Origin of the sequence: Wenzhouxiangella marina, from assembly GCF_001187785.1 — a bacterium.
Classification (GTDB): Bacteria; Pseudomonadota; Gammaproteobacteria; order Xanthomonadales; family Wenzhouxiangellaceae; genus Wenzhouxiangella; species Wenzhouxiangella marina.
In genome coordinates, this window is the sequence record NZ_CP012154.1 from 1,299,530 (window position 1) to 1,319,723 (window position 20,194).

Here is a 20,194-nt window from a genome sequence, read left to right on the forward strand (position 1 = left end):
GACCATGATGAAATCGTTTCTCGCTCGTTCGGCTCGCTGGGCGGGTTCGGTGCTGGCCTCGAGCGTCCTGTCCGCGTCGCTGCTGGCCGACACCGCGCCGGACCGTTCCTTCCCCTCGGCGCGGGACAGCGATCCGCGCGTTCTGGGCTGGATGCAGGGGCAGCCGCCCCCGCCCGACCGGGTCATCCGCGGCTATGACCCGGATTTCTTCAGCTTTCCCAAGATTCGCTGGAGCGTCTGCCATATGCGCGAGCTGCGGCCGACGGTTCGGGTCAGCCGCGGTCTGGGCGCGCCGTCGATGCTGCCGCGCGCCGAGGATCCGGCCATCGAGGCGCTGCGCGTCCAACCGAGCAACGGCGGCGACGCGCTGTCCTGGACGGCGGCCCTCGACGCCACCTATACCGATGGCATCGTGATTCTGCACCGGGGGGAAATCGTCCACGAACGCTACGCGGGCTGCCTGGACGAGGGCGGCCAGCATGCGGCCATGTCGATGACCAAGTCCCTGATCGGACTGCTGACCGAGATCCTCGTACAGGAGGGCGTGCTGGACGATACCGTCGAGGTCGCCGAGATCGTTCCCGAACTCGCCGACTCGGCCTTCGGCAACGCGACCGTGCGCCAGGTGATGGACATGACCACTTCCCTGGACTACAGCGAAAACTACGCCGACCCTGAAGCCTCGGTCTGGGTCTACGCGGCCTCGGGCAATCCGTTTCCGCGCGGGGTGGATGACACCAGTCCCGACGGCTACTGGGCCTTCCTGCCCACGGTACAGGCGTCGGGGCCGCACGGCCGGGCTTTCGGCTACAAGACGGTCAACACCGACGCCCTGGCCTGGATCCTGTCGCGGACGACCGGGCAGTCGGTGGCCGAGCTGCTGTCCGAGCGGCTCTGGTCACGGATGGGCGCCGAGCAGTCGGCGTATTTCCAGGTCGATGCCCGTGGCACGCCCTTTGCCGGCGGCGGCCTGAGCGCCGGCCTCCGTGACATGGCCCGGATCGGCCTGCTGATGCTGCAGGGCGGGGAGATCGATGGTGAGCGGCTGTTTCCGGCCTCCGTCGTCGAATCGATCCGCGGCGGCGGCAACCGCGAGAAGTTCCAGCTCGGCTACTCGGGCCTGCCCGGCGGCAGCTATCGGAGCATGTGGTGGGTCTTCCACAATGGCAACGGGGCCTTTGCCGCCCGAGGGGTGCACGGGCAGACCGTCTACGTCGACCCGGCCGCCGACATGGTCATCGCGCGCTTCGCCTCGCATCCCGTGGCGGGCAACGCGGCCAACGACCCGATCAGCCTGCCGGCCTACCAGGCGGTGGCCGATTACCTGACGGGGCGGTCCGAGGCCCCCTGAGGCGCGCCGATCCGGGAGATCGGGGCGATTCGGGCGGGGAGGCGGAAAAGCCCCGACCCTCTTGCTCCGCACGGTGCCGACCGGTTACAATTGCGGGCTTGATGCAGTCCGGCGACTGGGGCTTTTGCACAAAGCCCGGCTTGCTGCCCCCGAAATGCTTGGCTTGAGGGGGCCAGTTCAAGGGGGTTTTATGAAAAAGCCCGGTCGCCCCACCAACACATAAATTTTGGAGTTTGAAGCAGTCATGTCCTTGACCGCAGAACAGAAAGCACAGGTTGTCAAAGAGCATCAGCTCTCCGAGGGTGATACCGGTTCTCCCGAAGTCCAGGTCGCGTTGCTGACCGCACGTATTCAGCACCTGACCGGCCACTTCGCGGACCACAAGAAGGACCATCACTCCCGTCGAGGCCTGCTCAAGCTGGTCAACCAGCGTCGGTCCCTGCTGGCCTACGTCAAGAAAAAAGACGTCCAGCGTTACCGCGACCTGATTCAGAAGCTCGGCCTGCGTCGTTAAGACGCGAGTTCTCTGAAGAGACGATAGACACCCCGGCAGCGATTTCGCTGATCCGGGGTGTTTGCTATTTGAAATGTCAATTGAAAATCAATTGAATCGAAGCAAAGACGATAAGTGGAGTGATTGAGAGTGTTTAACAAGTTCAGTACGACCTTCAAGTTCGGTGAGCACGATGTCACCATCGAAACCGGACACATTGCCCGCCAGGCCGACGGCGCCGTTTTGGTGAGCATGGCCGACACCGTGGTGCTGGTCACCGCCGTGGCGCGCAAGGAAGTCAAGCCGGGTCAGGCCTTCTTCCCGCTGACCTGCAACTACCAGGAAAAATTCTATGCCGCCGGTCGTATCCCGGGCGGCTTCTTCAAGCGCGAAGGGCGTCCGACGGAAAAGGAAACCCTGACCTCGCGCCTGATCGACCGTCCCATCCGCCCGCTGTTCCCGAAGGGCTTCATGAACGAAGTCCAGGTCATCGCGACGGTCATGTCCTCGAACCCGGAAGTCGACGGTGACATTCCGTCCCTGATCGGTGCGTCCGCCGCGCTGGCCATCGCCGGCGTGCCCTTCGATGGCCCGATCGGCGCGGCCCGCGTCGGTTTCATCGGCGGTCAGTACGTGCTCAACCCGACCGCGACCCAGCTGCAGGATTCGCGCCTCGACCTGGTCGTGGCCGGCACCTCCAAGGCCGTGCTGATGGTCGAATCCGAAGCCGACCTGCTCAGCGAAGAAGACATGCTGGGTGCCGTGACTTTCGGTCATGAGCAGATGCAGGTCGCGATCCGCGCGATCGAAGAGCTGGCCGAGAAGGCCGGCAAGCCGAAATGGGACTGGACGGCACCGGAAAAGCCGGCCGGTCTGGCCGAGAAGGTGGAAGAGCTGGCCAAGGATGGCCTGATCGCCGCCTATGCCAACACGGAGAAGTCCGTGCGCCGCGAAGCGATCGGCAAGGTCCGCGACGAGCTGCTCGAGAAGCTGTGTCCGGAAGGCGACGAGTCGACCTATGCCGTCGACGACGTCAAGGACGCCTTCGGCGCCCTCGAAAAGTACCTGGTCCGCGACCGCATCCTGTCCGGTCAGCCGCGCATCGACGGTCGTGATCTGACCACGGTCCGCCCCCTCGACATCCAGGTCGGCGTGCTGCCGCGCACCCATGGTTCGGCCATCTTCACCCGTGGCGAGACTCAGGCCATGGTCGTGACCACCCTGGGCACCGGCCGCGACGCACAGATCATCGATGCGATCGAGGGCGAGTACAAGGACCAGTTCATGCTGCACTACAACTTCCCGCCGTACTGCGTCGGGGAGACCAGCTTCATGCTGGGGCCCAAGCGCCGCGAAATCGGCCACGGTCGTCTGGCCAAGCGTGCCCTGATGGCCGTCGTGCCGAAGGGCGACGAGTTCCCCTACGTGCTGCGCCTGGTCTCGGAAGTCACCGAGTCGAACGGTTCCAGCTCGATGGCCTCGGTCTGCGGTGGCTCCCTGGCCCTGATGGACGCCGGTGTGCCGGTCAAGGCCCCGGTGGCGGGCATCGCCATGGGTCTGATCAAGGACGGTGACCGCTTCGCCGTCATCACCGACATCCTGGGTGACGAAGATCACCTGGGTGACATGGACTTCAAGGTCGCCGGTTCCGAAGATGGCGTGACCGCGCTGCAGATGGACATCAAGATCGACGGCATCACCGAGGAGATCATGCGTGTCGCCCTGGCCCAGGCCACCGATGCGCGTCGCCACATCCTCCATCAGATGAATGACGTCATCAGCACCCCGCGTGAAGAGATGAGCGAGTACGCGCCGCGTCTGTTCACCATGAAGGTGCACCCGGACAAGATCCGCGACGTGATCGGCAAGGGCGGTGCCACCATCCGCGCCATCACCGAGGAAACGGGTACGACCATCGACATCCAGGACGACGGCACGGTCACGATCGCTTCCGTCAACCAGGCGGCGGCCGATGCAGCACGCAAGCGCATCGAGCAGATCACCGCCGATGTGGAAGTGGGCGCGATCTACGAAGGCACGGTCACCAAGATCATGAACTTCGGCGCCTTCGTCACCATCCTGCCGGGCAAGGACGGCCTGGTGCACATCTCCCAGATCTCCGACAAGCGCGTGGAAAACGTGACCGACGAGCTGGCCGAGGGTGACAAGGTCAAGGTCAAGGTTCTGGAAGTGGACAAGCAGGGTCGTATTCGCCTGAGCATGAAAGCGCTCAAGGAAGAAGAATCGGCTTGATGAACGGGCCCCGGGTCTGATCCCGGGAGCCTGCCCCGGACTTGATCCGGGGCCTGTTTCGGCCGAAAGGCCGGGACATTGAATACAACCACGAAGGCACGAAGCTCACGAAGGATTGAAATCTTTTCTTCGTGCTCTTCGTGCCCTTCGTGGTTTTTTCTTTATCCAGCAGTCAACACTGGAGAACGCGATGGAACTCCTGACCCCCGTTTCGCCGGGTGAATTGCTCGACAAGCTGAGCATTCTCGATATCAAGTCCGAGCGCATCGACGACTCGATCAAGCTGGCCAATGTGCGGCTCGAGCGCGAGTTGCTGGAGAAGGTCTGGAGTGATTCGCGCCTCGAGACCGAGGAGATCGTCGCGCTTCGTGCCGAGCTAAAGCGCATCAACGAAGCGCTCTGGGAGATCGAGGACGACATCCGGATCTGCGAAAAGAATGACGACTTCGGGCCGCGATTCATTGAACTGGCGCGCGCGGTCTATGTCACAAACGATCAGCGGGCGGCGATCAAGAAGAAGATCAATCTGGCGCTCGGCTCGGCCATCGTCGAAGAAAAATCGTATCAGGACTATCGTTGAGGTCCAGCGGGACCTTTCATGGGGAGCAAGCGTGATGCACACTGAATATTCCTTCAAGCGCGGGGCCTTCGCCCTGCTGATGACCCTTGCCGCACCGAGCGTGCTGGCCCAGGCCGAGGCACCCGAAGACGAAGCGAGGGTGGCTTCGGATTCAGCGACGATGAATTTCGTCGGCGATCGTTATCGAGTCGGCGTCGGCGTCGATACGGAGTTCGATTTCTTCGGTGAATTCCTGTTGACCCTGACCGAGAATGCGCGCTCGGCCTGGCTGGCCGAAGGCTGGCTGGGCAATGAAGGCGCCGGCGGCGTCAAGCTGAATTACCACTGGGTGTTCGGCGGACAGACCGAGGCGGGCCTCGATGGTCCGGTCTACACCGATGGTCGGGTTGCCAAGCTGTTCCTCGCGGCCGACGAGAACCAGCTCGATGACCGCAAGCTGAGCTTCGGTGGCGGCTTCGAGAACGAGGACTGGTTCTTCAGCCTGTACGGCATGACCGCGTTGAGCGACGAGCGCCGCGTCAACCGGGCGATCGAGCTGGAAGACGTGCTGGTTCAAGGCACGATCGACGGGCGCGGCTTCACGCGCATCGACACCCTGCAGCGCATCACCGATCTGTTCGAGGCCCCCTACGACTGGGGCGTGGGTCTGCGCGCGGGTCGGCATTTCGACGGTCGTCTGGTCTCCCTGCGTGGCGGCCTGGACTACGAAGACGGGGACTTCGGCGCTTCCCAGTGGCAGGCGTCCCTGAACCTGGACAAGTACTTCGCCGATTCTCCGCACGGTCTGTCCCTGCGCACCGGTTTTGCCCGCAAGCGCGGGGATTTCGAGGACGATCGCAACGATCTCCGCGCCAGCCTGGTCTACACCTACAGCTTCGGCAGCCGTTACCAGCCGACCACCCGGGTTCGCGAGGAGAGCTATCAGGTCCAGCCCGAGCCGCGCTACGAGACGCGCGCCGTGGCCTCGGAAGTGACCCTGTCGGACCGAGCGACCTTCGACTTCGACAGCGCCGAGCTGCGTCCGGCAGCGCGCACCACCCTGGATGAACTGCTCAGCGCCATCCAGGACGGCAGCCTGATCGGTTCCGTTCAGGTCGGAGGCCATACCTGCAACATCGGCACCGAAGCCTACAACCAGGGTCTGAGCGAGCGCCGCGCCCAGGCCGTCGTCGACTACCTGATCGCGCGCGGTCTGTCGTCCGACCGCATCGTGGCCACCGGCTACGGTGAGCTCGAGCCGCGCTTCTCCAACGAGACCGAAGAAAGCCGCGCCCGGAACCGCCGCGTCGAGATCAGCTTCGTGACCGAGCATTCGCGCACGGAGCGCATCCAGGTCGGTCCGGACGGCCCGGTGACCGAGATCCGCCAGGTCGAGGTGCCCGTCGAAGCGGCGTGGATCCGACGCGCCTTGCGCAATCCCGTCCAGCACAAGCGCATCGTCGACTACTACCGCTACCAGGAAGTCAGCGAGAGCCTGATCGAGGGCGAGGTCGAATTCGACAACACGGCCCCGGTGGCCGCCAACGACCAGGTCCAGGTCCTGATCGATTCGATCGACAACGCCATCGACGTGCTGGCCAACGACTCCGACGCCGATGGTGACGCCTTGACGATCGTGCAGGTCGGCACGCCGGCCTCGGGCCAGGTGCAGATCAGCGGCGGCGTGCTGCTGTACACCCCCAACGCCGGCTTCACCGGCAGCGACTCGTTCAGCTACACGGTCGAGGATAGTTTCGGTGGCCAGGCCCAGGCCAACGTCGCCATCGTGGTCATCGAGCCCAATGCCGCACCCGCGGCAGAGGACGACAGCGCCGTGACCCAGACGGGCCAGGCGGTGAGCATCGACGTGCTGGCCAACGACAGCGACCCGGATGGTGACGCCCTGACGATCACGGGCTTCGGTCAGCCGGCCAACGGCACCGTGAGCCTCGATGGGGAGCGTCTGGTCTATCAGCCGGCCGAAGGCTTCTCGGGCAGCGACAGCTTCTCCTACACGGTCGGCGATGGTCGCGGCGGCGAGGCCACGGCGCAGGTTACGGTGCAGGTCAACGACCCGGCCGCCAATCGGCCGCCGGTGGCCAATCCGGATGCAGCCAGTGGCCCCGGTGGCGTGCCGATCGTGGTGGACGTGCTGGCCAATGACTTCGACCCGGATGGTGATCCCCTGACCGTGCTCGGCGTCGAGCGCCTGAGCCTGGCGGCGACCGAGATCACGATCAACGCCGATGGCACCGTCACCTTCGTCATCAGCCCGAACTGCAACGGACGCAACCTGTTCCGCTACACCATTGCCGATCCCTCCGGCGCCACCTCCTCGGCGCTGATCTACGTGACGCGAACCGGTGCGACGGGCGAGGGTGCCGAAACGGCCGGGGATTCGGAGCTGAACTGCATCTTCTGATGCTCGGCCGGGCTCAGGTGGCCTGCAGGATGCCCCTGAGCCGGTCCATGACCTCGTCGGGCGTGATCGATTCCATCACGCCCGGCCGTTCGATGCGACGACCCCAGCGAACCGCCTCCGGTGCCTTGCCGAGGAATTTGCGGGCGGCTTCGGGATACTTGTCCACGCAGTGCTCGAGGCTGCCCAGGGGGCCGGATCGCCGTGCCCAAGTTGCGGCATGGAGGCCCACCACGGGCGTGCCAAGGGCCGCGGCGAAGTGCGCGGGACCCGAGTCGGGCGTGATCAGGCAGGCGGCGCGGTCGAGCATCGCCAGCAGTTGCGGGATCGTGTCCTGGCCGATCAGGTCCAGCGGTGTCGTCCGTGCCGTGGCAAGGATCCGATCGCCGAGCTCGCGCTCGCTCCGGCTGGGGCCGCCGACCAGAATGACCGGGCGCCCGAATTCTTCGGCCACGCGGTCGGCCACCTCCGCATAGCCTTCGACGGTCCAGTTGCGGCCCGTATGGCTCGATGCCGGGCTGATCAGAACGGCCCGTCCCGCTTCGGGCTGGTGCGTCTCGGCGAAGGCCCGGGCGTCCTCCGGGATCGGCAGGCGACGGTCCACTCCGTCGACGTCGGCATCGAGCTGACGGGCGAACTCCAGAAAGGCGAGCGCCTGATGCTGGAAGGGGACGGCCCGAATGCGTTCGTTGATGAACCAGCCATGGCCCTCACGGCTGCGCTCCCGGTCGAAACCGATGCGTCGATCGGCGCGGATCCGCCGGGCGACCAGGCTGGCGCGCAGAGAGACCTGGGCCAGCAGCAGGACGTCGAATCGCCGCCCGGCCAGGGCCCGATCCAGCGCTCGACGGCCAGCTCGGCCTGAGCGCTTGTCGTATGCGATAAACTCGACGCCGGGCAGGGTCTCCACCAGGCGGTGCTCGAATGGACCGATGATCCAGGTCAGTCTTGCCTCAGGCCAGCGAGCCTGGATGGCTCTGACCATCGGCACGCAATTGCACACGTCGCCCAGGGCCGAGAGCCTGAACAGGCAGATGGAGCGCGGCGCGGCGGACGGGGCGGTCATGCTCGATCTCCCGGGCTCAAGACGAAGAAAGGATGATGGACAGGTCCGACCAAACGACCATCGAGAGTCTCCTGGCGGGACGCAACGCCATTCTATACAACCCCGAGCGTCTGCCCGCGGTCAGTCTGGAATGGTTGCAGCCGCAGTTCTGGCGTCTTCGTCAGGCCGTGTCCGCGGAGCTCGGGGGGCGCGGTCAGGCCCTGGCCGTCGAGACCGAGGCCGGTCCGGCCGTGCTGCGGCGCTTCTACCGGGGCGGTTGGGTGGCCAGGTACCTGCACGATCGTTATCTGTTCACCGGTGTCGAGCGGAGCCGATCCTGGCGCGAGTACCGGGTGCTCAAGCAGTTGTTCGAGGCCGGTCTGCCGGTGCCGGAACCCCTGGCGGCCAGCTGCGAGCGCATCGGTCTTGCCTGGTATCGAGCGGGTCTGCTGACCGCCCGGGTTCCTGGCGCCGTGACCCTGGCCGAATGTGCCCGCTACCTGGATGATCAGGACTGGCGGCGACTCGGCCGCACCCTGTCGCGCTTCTTTCGAGCGGGCCTGCGGCATCCGGATCTCAACGCCCACAACATCCTCCTCGATGAAGGCCGGAGCTGGTACGTCATCGACTTCGATCGGGCCTGGATCCAGGACCGGCCGAGCTTCGCCCGGCCCATGATCGATCGTCTGTTCCGGTCCTTCGAGCGTCTCGGTCTCAGGGTCGATCGTCAGCGCCTCGACATCGAGCCGCGCTGAATCGGGCTCAGCCCAGCACGGCGGCTCGGGCGCGGCCCAGCAGGGATTCCTCCGGAAACGCTCCGTCCTTGAAGCTGCCGGCGCGCACGCCGGTGCAGAGCTCGGCGGCCTGGACCGCGCTGCTGACCGCATAGACGCGGAACATGTCGTTGGCCGCCGCCTTGATCAGCTCGCGGGAGAGCATCAGATCGTTCTGGCTGGGGCGGGGAATGAGCACCGCCTGCTGGCCGCTCAGGCCGGCGTGCTGACAGAACTCGAACCAGGCCTCGATGCGTTCGTTGAGGGCGGCCACCGGCTGCACTTCGCCCATGGCGTCCACGCTGCCGACCAGGGCGACGTCCTGGCGGAGCGGTGCATTGGCCAGTGCGGCCAGCAGGGCCGCGTGACGGGCCAGGTCCAGCCCCGGATCCTCCAGATCGGCCCGGCAGTGCTCGTCGCAGAGCGTGTCGAGTCTGACCAGCAGTTTCGGATCGCTGTCCAGCCGCAGCATGCGAGCCAGGGCGAGCGCGATGCGGCCGTCCTCGGGTCGCCCGTCGATGCGTATATCCCGCTCGTCGGCGCGAATCGCTGTGGCGCTGATCAGGGTCGGTAGGGCTGGTGCCCCGTCCAGACCGAGATCGCAGCTGACGCCAGGCACCTGGCCGTCGAGCTTTCCGCGCAAGCGTAGCCAGCCGTTGCCGGCATCGAAGCGCCTGAACAGCCGAGTCATCGGCATGGCATGGCGGAGATGTCGATACTCCAGGGCGCGCTGGACGTGCTCGCGGCCGATGTCCTCCGATTCGGCGTCGCGGGCGATCACGGCGGCTTCTCGCGCCAGGTCGGCCAGCTCCCCCAGACAGGCACTGAGGCGCCCCTGTTCCGGTGACCGACGGGCACCGTATTCGATCATCGCCAGCATGCCGCCCTGATCGAAATGCGGCAGCTCGTCCCGCTTCACCAGGCTGCCGAGGAAGCGAACGTAATCGGAGAAGCCTTCCTCATCGCGCGGCAGGCTGCGATCGAAATCGGACAGCACCTTGAACAGGCTGACGAAATCACGATCGTCGCGAGCCAGTTCGTCATAGGTTTCGGGATCGCCGATCAGGATGACGCGCACCTGGACCGGAATCGGCTCCGGCTTCAGGGACTGGGCCGAGTAGGGCCAGCCCAGATCGGGGGGAACCACTTCGCTCAGGCCGGTTCGCAGGGCCCGCATCAGCAGACGCCAGGCGTTCGGCTCGGCCAGCACGTCGCGGGCGTCCAGGACCAGGTAACCGCCATCGGCTTCGAGCAGGGCCCCGGTTCGGATGCCGCGGAAGGAGGTCACCGCTCGCCCGCTGCTGATCCAGGCCGGGTCGATGGTGCCGAACAGATTGGCCACCGAGGGTTGGCTGGCATGGACCACGGGCGCCGCGTTCTGATCGCTGCGCGAGGTGAGCACGTTGACGCCGTAGAGCAGGGTAGGGTCGGCCAGATGCGAGGTGTCGCGTCCGATGCGCTTTTCGACGATGTCGTCGATGATCTCGCGCAGGAAGATGTCGATGCCGGCGGCCTTGAACTTCTTGGCGACCTCGGCCGTCATGCCGCCGAGGATGCGGGCGGTCTCGGTGGCATCGATCTGATCGATGTGCTGGATGGCCTGCTGCCAGATCTGATTGACGTCGTGGGCGAAACGATTGACCTCGCTCTGCCATTCCTCGGCCTTCTTGATCGACTTCAGGCGATCTTCTTCACGCGCCTGGCCCTGGGTGACCAGATTGCGGTACTCCTCCGGCGACACTGCCTTGCCCATGACGCGAGGATAGATGCTGACCCGCGAGGTCGGCCCGGACTGGGTCCGCATCAGGGCAAGGCCGTCATCGGCCAGACGCTTCTCCAGCGGCTTGATCTTGATCCGGATCTCTCGCTCGGCGGCCTCCTTGCGGGCCTCGCGCCGGGAGCGGATCGGGTCGTTCTTGAGGATGTCCGGCAGGCGATCGCGCACGAACAGGCTGATGCGGGTCATCGCATGCTGGAACTGACGTCCCTGGCCGCCGGGCAGCACGATGAGGCGCGGCCGGTCGGGGTTGGAAAAGTTATGGACGTAGCAGAAATCGAGCGAGCGCCGGGGCTTCGGCTTGAGGTCGGCGATGGCGCTGCGCACCAGGCTGCGTCGCCCGCTACCGGCCGGACCACGCACGAACACGTTGTGATTCCGGTCGGTGGTGGTCAGAGCGAAGCGCAGGGCCTCGCGGGCACCGGCCTGACCGACGATGCCGCCGGATTGAGGCGCCTTGCGGGTCGAGGTTTCCTCGATGCTGCGGGTGTCCGCTTTCCAGCCCAGCTTTTCCGGTGGGATCGTGAAGTTGGCCATTGCTCTCCTCAAGCGCTGCGGCAGATGCCTTTACTCGGACGATTCTAGGACGACCAGCACCTTGAATCGGAGTTATCAATCTACACCAAGATCGGATGGTCCGCGAACCAGCGGTCGGCGCTCTGCCACCGCTGGTGGCGCGCTCGGGTGCCGCGCCGGGGCGAGCCTTCAGGCCGACCCCTGACGACAGGCGGTCAGAACGGTCAGCTGGCGGAATCCCTGGCCCGTGATTCCGTGAACGCGATCCAGGCCTCGGAGCAGGTGCGGGCGTCCTCGATCATGGGCAGGTGGCCGATCGAGGGGAGGATCAGGGTCTGGCAGTCCGACAGCAGGTTTTCCACCACGGCGGCTCCGTCCGGATGGAGGACCTGATCGGCCTGGCCCCAGATGAGCAGGGCCGGGGTGTCCAGGTCCTTCGCGATCGATTCAAGGGGCTGGGAGTCGTAGCGCATGGCGTCGAACAGGCGCTGTGCCTGGACGGCGGAGCGAGCGATACGCCGACTCAGGAATCGCATCAGCGGTGTCGGAATCCACGGCGGCCGAACGAAACAGTAGTCGGTCAGCCGGCGAAAATCCTTCAGGTTTCGGACGACCAGGGGGTTGTGCCGCTCCTGCGCCACCTCTTCCAGCACCGGAGACAGTCTGGCCGTGTGCAGGCCTCCGGGCGCCAGCAACCAGAGTGCACGGACCCGCTCGGGGGCCTGGCGAGCCATGGCCGCGGCCAGATAGCCGCCCATCGAATTCCCGCCCAGATAGAACTGGTGGATGCCCATCGCATCCAGCCACTTCAGGATGGCGGCGGCGCGGTCCTCGATCTTGAAGCTGTCGGTTTCGCCCAGCGCCGAGTCGCCGAAACCCGGCAGGTCCGGCGCAAGGATGCGGAAGTGGGCTCGGAGCAGCCGGGCCGACTGGCAGAAGTGGTGGGCGTCGGCATTGAAACCGTGCAGCAGCACCAGGGGCTCGCCGTGGCCGCCCTCCAGGTAGTGCCAGCCATGGCGCCGGCGCGAACGCAGGCCGCTCCGAAGCCGCTCCAGCCAGAGGAACAGGCGAGCCAGAGGGGTGACCCAGACCCACCACAGCACGGCGGCCAGGGCGAGCAGGATCGAAATCGTCAGCCAGAGCTCGAGGGCATCCATCGCGGGCAGGGAGGGCGTCTCCATTCACAACCGGCTCCAGAATACCGCAAGCCCTCCTCAGGGTGGGCCCCTGGGCGAGATCGCGTGAGCCCGTCGACGACGCCTGGGAGTACACTACGCGCCTTTCTGCGCGGAGCGTCCGTCCTTGACTCGTCCTCACGGGCTTGCCCTACTGATCCTGGCCATGGTGGTCATCGTGGCCAGCGCCAACTACCTGGTGCAGTTTCCGGTCAATGACTGGCTGACCTGGGGCGCGCTGACCTATCCCGTGTCCTATTTCGTCACGGATCTGTGCAACCGGCTCTATGGTCCCGAACGAGCCCGCCGGGTGGTCTACGTCGGTTTCGTGCTGGCCGTGATCGCCTCGATCTGGCTGGCCAGCCCGCGCATCGCCCTGGCCTCGGGGACGGCGTTTCTCGTCTCCCAGCTGATGGACGTGTCGATCTTCGATGCGCTGCGTGGTCGCCGCTGGTGGCAGGCGCCGCTGGCCTCCTCGTCCCTGGGGTCGCTGGTCGATACGGGCCTGTTCTTCGCGCTGGCCTTCGCCGGCACGGGCGTGCCCTGGGTGACCCTGGCGATCGGCGATTTCGGCGTCAAGCTGGCGATCGCCCTGGCCCTGCTGCTGCCCTGGCGGCTGGCGGTCAATCGTGGGTGAGTTCTTTTCCCTGGCCTGTGCGGCCTGCTGGGCCATGGCCGTGATCCTGTTCCGGCGCTCGGGCGAGACCCTGCCGGCCTTCGAGCTCAACCTGTTCAAGAACGTGCTGGCCGTGGCCCTGATGGTGCCGACCATCCTGATCTTCCACGGCCTGAGCTGGCCCGGCTATTCGGGCAGCCAGTGGGTGATCGTGCTGGTTTCGGGCGTGATCGGCATCGCCGTGGCCGACACCTGGTACCTGCGCGCCCTCAACCTGATGGGCGCCAGCCGGACCGGGGTCGTCGCGATGCTGTATTCGCCGATGGTGATCCTGCTCTCGAGCCTGTTCCTGGCCGAAGCCCTGCGGCCGGTCCAGTACCTGGGCTTCCTGCTGGTGCTGGGCGGCATCCTGCTGGTGACCTGGCGCCGCAACCGTCAGGACGTGTCCCTGCGCGCCCTGCGTCTCGGCGTGGCCTACGGGGCGGGCAGCGTGGCGCTGATGGCGATCGGCGTGGTCATGGTCAAACCGGTCCTAGAGCAGCACGAGTTTCTCTGGACCGTGGGCCTGCGCCTGCTGGCCGGGGCCGTCGGCATGCTGATCTTCGTGACCCTGGCCCGCGGCTGGTCGCGCATGATGATCCACTATCGATCGCCGCAGCCCTGGGGCACGGTCATCCTGGCCAGCGTGCTGGGCAGTTACCTCTCGATGATCCTCTGGCTCGCTGGCTACAAGCTCACGGATGCCTCGATCGCGTCGGTGCTCAACGAGACGGCCGGCGCCTTCATCGTGCTGTTCGCCTGGCTGTTCCTGCGCGAGGAGATGAACGCCAAGCGCCTGATGGGCGTGCTGCTGGCCTTCGCCGGCGTCGGCGTCGTCGTCATGGTCTGATTCCGTCCGGCCCGAGCAGGCCGATGCCCGCGGATCGGATTCGCGCTACCCTGCAGCTTCCTCTCCCTTGCTGGAGGCTTGTCGATCGTGTCGGAAACGCCTGAATCGAAATCGATGCTGCGGCGCGCCCTGATCGTGCTGCTGGCCCTGGCTCTGGTCGCGCTGGCCTGGCTGGAGCCGGCCGACGGCAGCGCCGAGGCCCAGACGCAGCGCATGCTCAGCCGCGCCCTGGTGACCTTCGCCCTGGCGCGCTCGCTGAACGGCGTGATCTCCGTGATCCAGGAAACCGAAGTGGCGGTCCAGCCGGGTGGTCTGGGCGTCCAGCTCGCGCCGGGGCAGATTCTCGATCCGGTCAACGACCTGATCGAACAGTTTTCCTGGATCATGCTGGCCTCGGCCGCGTCGCTGGGCATCCAGCGCCTGCTCCTCGAGGTCAGCCAGTGGCCGGGGATGAGCCTGTTCCTGACTGCGGCGGTGCTGGGCTGGATCGCCCTGGTGTTCTACCGCAAGCGGCCGGACTGGCGCCAGCTCGCGGCCCGAACCCTGCTGCTGGCCCTGTTCCTGCGCTTTGCCGTGCCCTGCGTGAGTCTGGTGTCCGACACGGTCTATCGCCTGTTTCTCGACCCGGTCTACGTCAGTGCCAGCGAATCGCTGGATCGGACCCAGGCCAGCCTGACGCAATTGCACGACGAAGCCGCCGCCGAGGCGGAAAGCGAGGATTCGAGCGGTTGGAGTGCCTGGTGGGGGCGGGCGACCGATCAGTTCCGGGTCCGCGAGCGCATCGAGGCCTATCAGGCCCTGTTCGCGGAACTGGCCGAGGACATCGTCCAGCTGGTGGCGGTGTTCGTCCTGCAGACCATCCTGCTGCCGCTGCTGTTCCTGTGGGTGCTGATCCGGCTCTGGCGTCAGCTCTGGCGGGTGTCCGGTGGCGGGTGAGGGGTGTCCGGGTCGAGCGTGTCATCCTCGAGTCCGGGCACCGGATCGTGCCCGCCCGGGCAGAACGGGTGGCAGCGGAGCAGGCGCTTGAGCGCCAGCCAGCTGCCGCGCCCCGCACCGTAGGTTTCCAGCGCCTGCATGGCGTAGACCGAGCAGGTCGGCGTGAACCGGCACTGGCCACCGATCCAGGGCGAGAGCAGATACCGGTAGGCGCGAATCAGCCAGAGAAGAAGGGTTTTCATGGGCTTGCTCGGTCGACATTCTTAGGCTATATAATGCCCGGTTTTGCAACAACCGACCGCGAGGCCGCGACCATCGATGTCCAGCAAACAAATCAAGCTTCCCAAAGGATACAAGCCCTCCGAGGACGAGGAATACATGTGCCCCGAGCAGCTGGAGTACTTTCGCCAGAAATTGCTGGATTGGCGCAACAGCCTGATCGAGGAATCCCAGGAAACGATCAATAACCTGCGCGGTGAAGTTCGCGACGTCGGCGATGAAGCCGAGCGCGCCAGCCGTGAGACGGAAAACAGCCTGGAGCTCCGCACCCGCGATCGTTACCGCAAGCTGCTCGGCAAGATCGACGAGGCCCTGGCCCGCGTCGACGACGGCAGCTACGGCTACTGCGAGGAGACCGGCGAAGAAATCGGTCTGGCCCGTCTCGAAGCCCGTCCCAACGCCACCCTCTGCCTGGACGCCCAGGAACGCTGGGAGCTCAAGCAGAAGCAGATGCGCGACAGCCGCTGATTCCCGGCGCTATCGCCTTTGCCATCCTGCCGGTGGTGAGGCATCATGCACTGGCAGGGACCCGCGCGGGTCGCGGGGACTATGGGGTCGGCCGCAGGACCGGCCCATGAATCGACACACCGCTTGCTAAGGAATGTATTCCATGAAACTCGATCGCTTGCTCGCTGTTTCGCTGGCTCTGGGCCTGGTCTCGACCTCGGCCCTGGCCCAGGACGATCCGTACGACAATCGCTGGTACTTCGGCGCCGCCGGTGGTCTGGTGTGGCCGGATGGTGATCGTCTGACCGACGACGACGTCGACCTCCATTACGGGGTGTCGATCGGTCGCTTCTTCTCGCCCTCGATGAGCGTGGATCTGCGCTTCGACCGCTACCAGCTCGACTACGATGAGGCGACGCCGGGCACGAGCAGCCGCCAGCAGTCCATCGGCCTCGTCGGCCGCTACCATTTCCGCGAAGGCCAGGACACGCGCCCCTACATCATGGCCGGCCTCGGGATTCAGGATCACAAGAGCATCTACGACAAGGGTCGCGACGTCTATGGCTCCGTCGGCCTGGGCGTGCTCCATACCTATTCCGATCGCGTGAGCATGCGTCTGGAAGGTGAGTACCGCCATGACAACGACCGCGATACCTTCAACACCGGTGCCGGCTTCGACGATTTCATGCTGACCCTGGGCTTCAACTTCGCCATCGGTGAGCGTGCGCGAGCGCCGCAGCCCGAGCCGATGCCCGAGCCGGCCCCGCAGCCGGTCCGCCGGCCGACGCCGGAGCCGATCCAGGCTCGTCAGGCCGAGCCCGAGCCCGAGCCGGAAGTGGTGTTCGAGTTCTCCGCGGCCGTGACCTTCGATCTGAACTCCGCCCGTCTGCAGCCCAGCGCCATCGCCGAGCTCAACGACGCGGTCGAAGTGCTGAGCATGCACACCCAGCTGAGCCACATCGAGATCGCCGGTCACACCTGTGACCTCGGTGCTGCCGGTTACAACCAGACCCTGTCCGAGCAGCGCGCGCAGGCCGTCCGCGACTACCTGGTCGAGCACGGCATCGCTGCCGATCGCCTGTCGGTCCGTGGCTACGGCGAAGATCGCCCGAAGGTGCCCAATACCTCGGATTCGAACCGCCAGCAGAACCGCCGCGTGGAGCTGGTGGTGATGGGCAAGAGCGAAGGTTGATCCCGACCGTTCCGGCTTCGGCACGGAGCGAGTCCGCTTGAACGGAGGCCGGTCCCGCCATGGTGGGACCGGCCTTTTCTTTTGTTATTGATGCGCTGGTGGTATTGCTGCGCTGGCTGAGTTCGGGCTCAGCCGGCCTGCTGGGCACTCGTCGCGACGTTGCGAATGGCACGAAGCATGGCATCGAGGCCGTTGGCGCGGGTTGGCGAGAGGTGCTGACTCAGGCCGATGGCCTTGATGAACTTCGGTTCCGTCGCCAGGATGTCCTCGGCCGAGCGCCCGGAGTAGATGCGCAGGATCAGGGCGATCAGGCCGGAGACGATGGCCGCATCGGAGGCCGCTCTGAAGTGCAGCGAGCTGGCATCGCCCTCGCTGACCAGCCAGACCCGGGACTGGCAGCCGTCGAGCAGCCGATCCTCGGTCTTCTCGGCCGGGTCGAGCGGGGGCAGCTTTTTCCCCAGGTCGATCAGGTACTGATAACGATCCATCCAGTCGTCGAACAGGCTGAATTCGTCGATGATCTCCTGCTGGACCTGATCGGTACTCATCGCGAGGCCACCTCCCAGCTCGTGCCTTCGGGTCCGTCCTTCAGCAGGATGCCCTGGTCGGCGAGCTGATCACGGATGCGATCGGCCTCGGCAAAATCACGGTTCTCGCGCGCCTGCTTCCGGGCCTCGATCAGGCGCTGGATCTCTGCCTCGTCGATGTCGGTGTCGGCCTGGCGCTGGGCGAACCAGGCGTCGGGGACGGCCTGCAGCAGGCCCAGCAGGGCGCCACTGGCACGCAGGCGGGCGGCCAGCGCCGGGCGCCGGGCCTCTTCGGCGCGAGCGAGTTCTCTGGCCAGGCCGTTCAGGGCGGCCAGGGCCGTCGGCGTGTTCAGATCATCCTCGAGGGCCGCGACCACGTCCGGATCCGGCTCGACCTTCGCAGCGGTTTTGGCTGGGTGATCGCGGAGCAGGCCATAGAGCCGATCGAGGGTCGTGACGGCCTGTTCCAGCACCGCGTCCGACCAGTCCAGCGGCTGGCGATAGTGCGCCGACAGCAGCACGTAGCGCAGGGCCTCGCCCGGCCACTGCTTGAGCAGTTCGTGCACGATCAGGGTGTTGCCCAGGCTCTTGGACATCTTCCGCTTCTCGACGGTCACGAAGCCGTTGTGCATCCAGTAGCGGGCGAAGCGCTCGCTGCCATGCGCGCAGCGGCTCTGGGCGATCTCGTTCTCGTGGTGCGGGAAGATCAGATCCTGGCCGCCGCCGTGGATGTCGATGACCTCGCCCAGATGGGCCGCGCTCATGGCCGAGCATTCGATGTGCCAGCCCGGGCGGCCACGGCCCCAGGGACTGTCCCAGCCCGGCTGGTCTTCGCTGGACGGCTTCCAGAGCACGAAATCGGCGGGGTTGCGCTTGAAGGGGGCGACTTCGACCCGCGCACCGGCAATCATCTCGCGCATGTCGCGCCGGGACAGCTGGCCGTAGTCGGCGAAGCTCTCGACGTCGAAGAGCACGTGACCCTCGGCCTCGTAGGCGTGGCCGCCGTCGATCAGACGCTCGATCATGGCGATGATCCCGTCGATGTGATCGGTCGCGCGCGGCTCGACCGTCGGCCGCTGGACGCCCAGCGCATCCATGTCCTCGTGATAGGCCTCGGTGTAGCGCTTCGAGATCACGTCGATGGAGACGCCCTGATCGGCGGCCGACTGGTTGATCTTGTCGTCCACGTCGGTGATGTTCCGCGCGTAGACGACCTGGGGATAGCGGCGCTCGAGCACCTGGCGCAGCAGGTCGAAGATGACCGCCGGGCGCGCGTTGCCGATGTGGGCGTAGTTGTAGACCGTCGGGCCGCAGGCGTACAGGGTCACGCGTTCGGGATCGAGCGGCTCGAAGGCTTCCTTGCGGCGCGTCAGGGTGTTGTAGATCTGGATGCTCATGTTCGGGTCGGTTCGGGTCGGATCAGGGTCGGCTCACGAGGACGTCGGTCGATTCACGAGGGGAACGGGCCGGGTGGCCGAAACGCTACAATTCGGGGATTGGCAAGTCTAACGCAATCCGGAGTTCTCCATGCCCGACCGCAATGCCCTGCTGTTTTCCCGTCACATCGAATCGCGCCGGCACGACACCGACCACATCCTGAGCGAGCTGGGCTACGACGCGCTGTTGATCCATTCCGGGCGCCCGGAGATGCGCCTGTTCGATGATCATCATCCGCCGTTCCGCGCGAACGCGCCCTTCGTAGCCTGGGTGCCGCAGCCCTTCGCCGTCGATTCCCTGCTCGAGATCCGGGTCGGGCAGACGCCGCGACTGTGGTTCTGCCAACCGGACGATTACTGGCACGTCCCGCCGGCCGCGCCGGCCGACTGGTGGGGCGGTGAGTTCGATCTGCACATCGTGCGCAGCGCCGAGGAATGGCATGCGCGATTCTCGGAGCATCGCTCGCTGGCCGTCATCGGCCATGAGCGCGATCTGGCGGCCCTGGTCGAGAACGCGGATCTCAATCCCCCCGCGCTCATCCAGCGACTCGACGAAGTCCGAACGCGCAAGACGGCATGGGAGCGGGAGTGCATCAGCGAGGCCAACCGGATTGCCGCAGGAGCCCATCGCGCGGCCGCACGTGCCTTCGAGTCCGGCGCCAGTGAGCTGGAGATCCACCTGGCCTATCTCGCCGCCGCCGGCCAGGATCAGGATCACATGCCCTACAACAACATCGTCTGCCTGAACGAGCACGCGGCCGTGCTCCACTATCAGCACCGCTCGCCGACGCGACCCGAACAACTGAAGAGCTTCCTGATCGATGCCGGCGCGGACTGCCATGGCTACGCCGCCGACATCACCCGCACCTGGACGGCGCCCGAGGGCAGCGACTTCGATGATCTGATCGAGGCCATGGACCATGTGCAGCAGCGCCTCTGCAATCGCATGCGGGCGGGCCAGAGCTACGTCGATCTGCACCGCGAGGCGCATCTGGGCGTGGCCGGTGTGCTGGAACATGCCGGCCTGGTGCGCATGTCGCCCGACGCCATGGTCGAGACGGGCGTGAGCAGTCACTTCCTGCCGCACGGGCTCGGGCACTTCCTCGGCATCCAGGTGCACGATGTGGCCGGCAAGCTCAGTCCCGACGGCACGCCCCTGCCGCCGCCGGAGGCCTATCCGGCGCTGCGCTTGACCCGAACCCTGGAGGCCGGCAATGTGGTCACGGTCGAGCCCGGGCTCTACTTCATTCCGATGCTGCTGGACCGTCTGCGCGAGAGCGCCCACGCCGAGCACATCGACTGGCAGGGCATCGACGCCCTGATTCCCTTCGGTGGCATCCGCATCGAAGACGATGTGCTGGTCACCGAGGGCGATCCGGTCAACTTCACCCGACGCTTCCTCGACGATTGAGGGAATCGTCTGGCGTGTTTCAGGGCTGGATTTCGTACTGCTTGTAGATAGGGGAACCAAGAATCGATGCGACGCGGAACCCCTCCGCGTCATTCTGGAG

18 protein-coding genes are annotated in these 20,194 nt (G+C 65.9%); 12 read left to right on the forward strand and 6 right to left on the reverse strand.

What is annotated here, in order from left to right; genetic code table 11:
- The first annotated feature begins 4 nt into the window (after positions 1-4).
- The 5 genes from WM2015_RS05485 to WM2015_RS05505 all read left to right on the forward strand — a co-directional run bounded on the left by WM2015_RS05485 (position 5) and on the right by WM2015_RS05505 (position 7,078).
- Positions 5-1,351 (forward strand): serine hydrolase domain-containing protein, encoded by a 1,347-nt coding sequence (locus tag WM2015_RS05485; protein ID WP_245609811.1) that lies wholly within the window; start codon positions 5-7, stop codon positions 1,349-1,351.
- A 244-nt stretch (positions 1,352-1,595) separates the two neighbouring features.
- Complete coding sequence (rpsO, locus tag WM2015_RS05490; RefSeq protein WP_049725105.1) at positions 1,596-1,865, forward strand: 30S ribosomal protein S15; 270 nt, start codon at positions 1,596-1,598, stop codon at positions 1,863-1,865.
- 129 nt (positions 1,866-1,994) lie between these two features.
- The gene (pnp, locus tag WM2015_RS05495) at positions 1,995-4,097 is read left to right on the forward strand and encodes a polyribonucleotide nucleotidyltransferase (RefSeq protein ID WP_049725106.1); all 2,103 of its coding nucleotides are present in this window, start codon (positions 1,995-1,997) and stop codon (positions 4,095-4,097) included.
- A gap of 190 nt (positions 4,098-4,287) precedes the next feature.
- Complete coding sequence (locus tag WM2015_RS05500) at positions 4,288-4,677, forward strand: DUF6165 family protein (protein ID WP_049725107.1); 390 nt, start codon at positions 4,288-4,290, stop codon at positions 4,675-4,677.
- Positions 4,678-4,711: 34 nt separating this feature from the next.
- Positions 4,712-7,078: an Ig-like domain-containing protein gene (locus tag WM2015_RS05505; RefSeq protein ID WP_049725108.1), complete on the forward strand. Its 2,367-nt coding sequence runs from the start codon at positions 4,712-4,714 to the stop codon at positions 7,076-7,078.
- A gap of 13 nt (positions 7,079-7,091) precedes the next feature.
- On the opposite strand, the gene WM2015_RS05510 is transcribed toward WM2015_RS05505, so the two are convergent.
- Entirely contained in the window at positions 7,092-8,141 is a 1,050-nt protein-coding gene (locus WM2015_RS05510) for a glycosyltransferase family 9 protein (RefSeq protein ID WP_049725109.1), read from the reverse strand.
- 32 nt (positions 8,142-8,173) lie between these two features.
- Here WM2015_RS05510 and WM2015_RS05515 point away from each other — a divergent pair, with 32 nt between their 5' ends.
- A complete protein-coding gene (locus tag WM2015_RS05515; RefSeq protein WP_049725110.1) occupies positions 8,174-8,875 on the forward strand; it encodes a 3-deoxy-D-manno-octulosonic acid kinase in 702 nt (233 codons plus the stop codon).
- A 7-nt stretch (positions 8,876-8,882) separates the two neighbouring features.
- Here the strand turns inward: WM2015_RS05515 and WM2015_RS05520 are convergent, their stop codons facing one another.
- Together WM2015_RS05520 and WM2015_RS05525 are read right to left on the reverse strand one after the other, a co-directional pair.
- A complete protein-coding gene (locus WM2015_RS05520) occupies positions 8,883-11,207 on the reverse strand; it encodes an AAA family ATPase (RefSeq protein WP_049725111.1) in 2,325 nt (774 codons plus the stop codon).
- 203 nt (positions 11,208-11,410) lie between these two features.
- A complete protein-coding gene (locus WM2015_RS05525) occupies positions 11,411-12,367 on the reverse strand; it encodes an alpha/beta fold hydrolase (RefSeq protein ID WP_082169482.1) in 957 nt (318 codons plus the stop codon).
- Positions 12,368-12,488: 121 nt separating this feature from the next.
- On the opposite strand from WM2015_RS05525, the gene WM2015_RS05530 reads away from it, so the two are divergent.
- The 3 genes from WM2015_RS05530 to WM2015_RS05540 all read left to right on the forward strand — a co-directional run bounded on the left by WM2015_RS05530 (position 12,489) and on the right by WM2015_RS05540 (position 14,802).
- Positions 12,489-12,998: a queuosine precursor transporter gene (locus WM2015_RS05530; protein WP_211260966.1), complete on the forward strand. Its 510-nt coding sequence runs from the start codon at positions 12,489-12,491 to the stop codon at positions 12,996-12,998.
- Positions 12,991-13,866 carry a DMT family transporter gene (locus WM2015_RS05535; RefSeq protein ID WP_211260967.1) on the forward strand — a complete coding sequence of 292 codons (876 nt, stop codon included), beginning with the start codon at positions 12,991-12,993 and terminating at the stop codon, positions 13,864-13,866. Before WM2015_RS05530 ends, WM2015_RS05535 begins: the two co-directional genes overlap by 8 nt.
- Positions 13,867-13,980: 114 nt before the next feature.
- On the forward strand, positions 13,981-14,802 hold the full coding sequence (locus tag WM2015_RS05540; RefSeq protein WP_049725114.1) for a hypothetical protein: 822 nt from the start codon (positions 13,981-13,983) through the stop codon (positions 14,800-14,802).
- On the opposite strand, the gene yidD is transcribed toward WM2015_RS05540, so the two are convergent.
- Positions 14,772-15,044, reverse strand: coding sequence for a membrane protein insertion efficiency factor YidD (yidD, locus tag WM2015_RS05545; RefSeq protein WP_049725115.1), 273 nt, complete (start codon positions 15,042-15,044; stop codon positions 14,772-14,774). The genes WM2015_RS05540 and yidD overlap by 31 nt on opposite strands.
- 76 nt (positions 15,045-15,120) lie before the next feature.
- Here yidD and dksA point away from each other — a divergent pair, with 76 nt between their 5' ends.
- Positions 15,121-15,549, forward strand: a complete 429-nt coding sequence (gene dksA / locus WM2015_RS05550) for an RNA polymerase-binding protein DksA (protein ID WP_082169483.1) — start codon at positions 15,121-15,123, stop codon at positions 15,547-15,549.
- 142 nt (positions 15,550-15,691) lie between these two features.
- Positions 15,692-16,720, forward strand: a complete 1,029-nt coding sequence (locus tag WM2015_RS05555; RefSeq protein WP_169751105.1) for an OmpA family protein — start codon at positions 15,692-15,694, stop codon at positions 16,718-16,720.
- 128 nt (positions 16,721-16,848) lie between these two features.
- On the opposite strand, the gene WM2015_RS05560 is transcribed toward WM2015_RS05555, so the two are convergent.
- Positions 16,849-17,268, reverse strand: a complete 420-nt coding sequence (locus WM2015_RS05560; RefSeq protein WP_049725118.1) for a SufE family protein — start codon at positions 17,266-17,268, stop codon at positions 16,849-16,851.
- Entirely contained in the window at positions 17,265-18,644 is a 1,380-nt protein-coding gene (gene cysS / locus WM2015_RS05565) for a cysteine--tRNA ligase (protein WP_049725119.1), read from the reverse strand. The genes WM2015_RS05560 and cysS overlap by 4 nt, the downstream gene beginning before the upstream one ends.
- A gap of 130 nt (positions 18,645-18,774) precedes the next feature.
- On the opposite strand from cysS, the gene pepQ reads away from it, so the two are divergent.
- Positions 18,775-20,094, forward strand: a complete 1,320-nt coding sequence (gene pepQ / locus WM2015_RS05570; protein WP_049725120.1) for a Xaa-Pro dipeptidase — start codon at positions 18,775-18,777, stop codon at positions 20,092-20,094.
- Positions 20,095-20,194: the final 100 nt, after the last annotated feature.

What these genes read in the sequence shown, in the direction of transcription:
- WM2015_RS05485 (WP_245609811.1), top strand. Translation starts at nt 5, where the DNA reads ATGATGAAATCGTTTCTCGCTCGTTCGGCTCGCTGGGCGGGTTCGGTG.
- rpsO (WP_049725105.1), top strand. Translation starts at nt 1,596, where the DNA reads ATGTCCTTGACCGCAGAACAGAAAGCACAGGTTGTCAAAGAGCATCAG.
- WM2015_RS05500 (WP_049725107.1), top strand. Translation starts at nt 4,288, where the DNA reads ATGGAACTCCTGACCCCCGTTTCGCCGGGTGAATTGCTCGACAAGCTG.
- WM2015_RS05505 (WP_049725108.1), top strand. Translation starts at nt 4,712, where the DNA reads ATGCACACTGAATATTCCTTCAAGCGCGGGGCCTTCGCCCTGCTGATG.
- WM2015_RS05510 (WP_049725109.1), bottom strand. Translation starts at nt 8,141, where the DNA reads ATGACCGCCCCGTCCGCCGCGCCGCGCTCCATCTGCCTGTTCAGGCTC.
- WM2015_RS05515 (WP_049725110.1), top strand. Translation starts at nt 8,174, where the DNA reads ATGATGGACAGGTCCGACCAAACGACCATCGAGAGTCTCCTGGCGGGA.
- WM2015_RS05520 (WP_049725111.1), bottom strand. Translation starts at nt 11,207, where the DNA reads ATGGCCAACTTCACGATCCCACCGGAAAAGCTGGGCTGGAAAGCGGAC.
- WM2015_RS05525 (WP_082169482.1), bottom strand. Translation starts at nt 12,367, where the DNA reads ATGGAGACGCCCTCCCTGCCCGCGATGGATGCCCTCGAGCTCTGGCTG.
- WM2015_RS05540 (WP_049725114.1), top strand. Translation starts at nt 13,981, where the DNA reads ATGCTGCGGCGCGCCCTGATCGTGCTGCTGGCCCTGGCTCTGGTCGCG.
- yidD (WP_049725115.1), bottom strand. Translation starts at nt 15,044, where the DNA reads ATGAAAACCCTTCTTCTCTGGCTGATTCGCGCCTACCGGTATCTGCTC.
- dksA (WP_082169483.1), top strand. Translation starts at nt 15,121, where the DNA reads ATGTCCAGCAAACAAATCAAGCTTCCCAAAGGATACAAGCCCTCCGAG.
- WM2015_RS05555 (WP_169751105.1), top strand. Translation starts at nt 15,692, where the DNA reads ATGAAACTCGATCGCTTGCTCGCTGTTTCGCTGGCTCTGGGCCTGGTC.
- WM2015_RS05560 (WP_049725118.1), bottom strand. Translation starts at nt 17,268, where the DNA reads ATGAGTACCGATCAGGTCCAGCAGGAGATCATCGACGAATTCAGCCTG.
- cysS (WP_049725119.1), bottom strand. Translation starts at nt 18,644, where the DNA reads ATGAGCATCCAGATCTACAACACCCTGACGCGCCGCAAGGAAGCCTTC.
- pepQ (WP_049725120.1), top strand. Translation starts at nt 18,775, where the DNA reads ATGCCCGACCGCAATGCCCTGCTGTTTTCCCGTCACATCGAATCGCGC.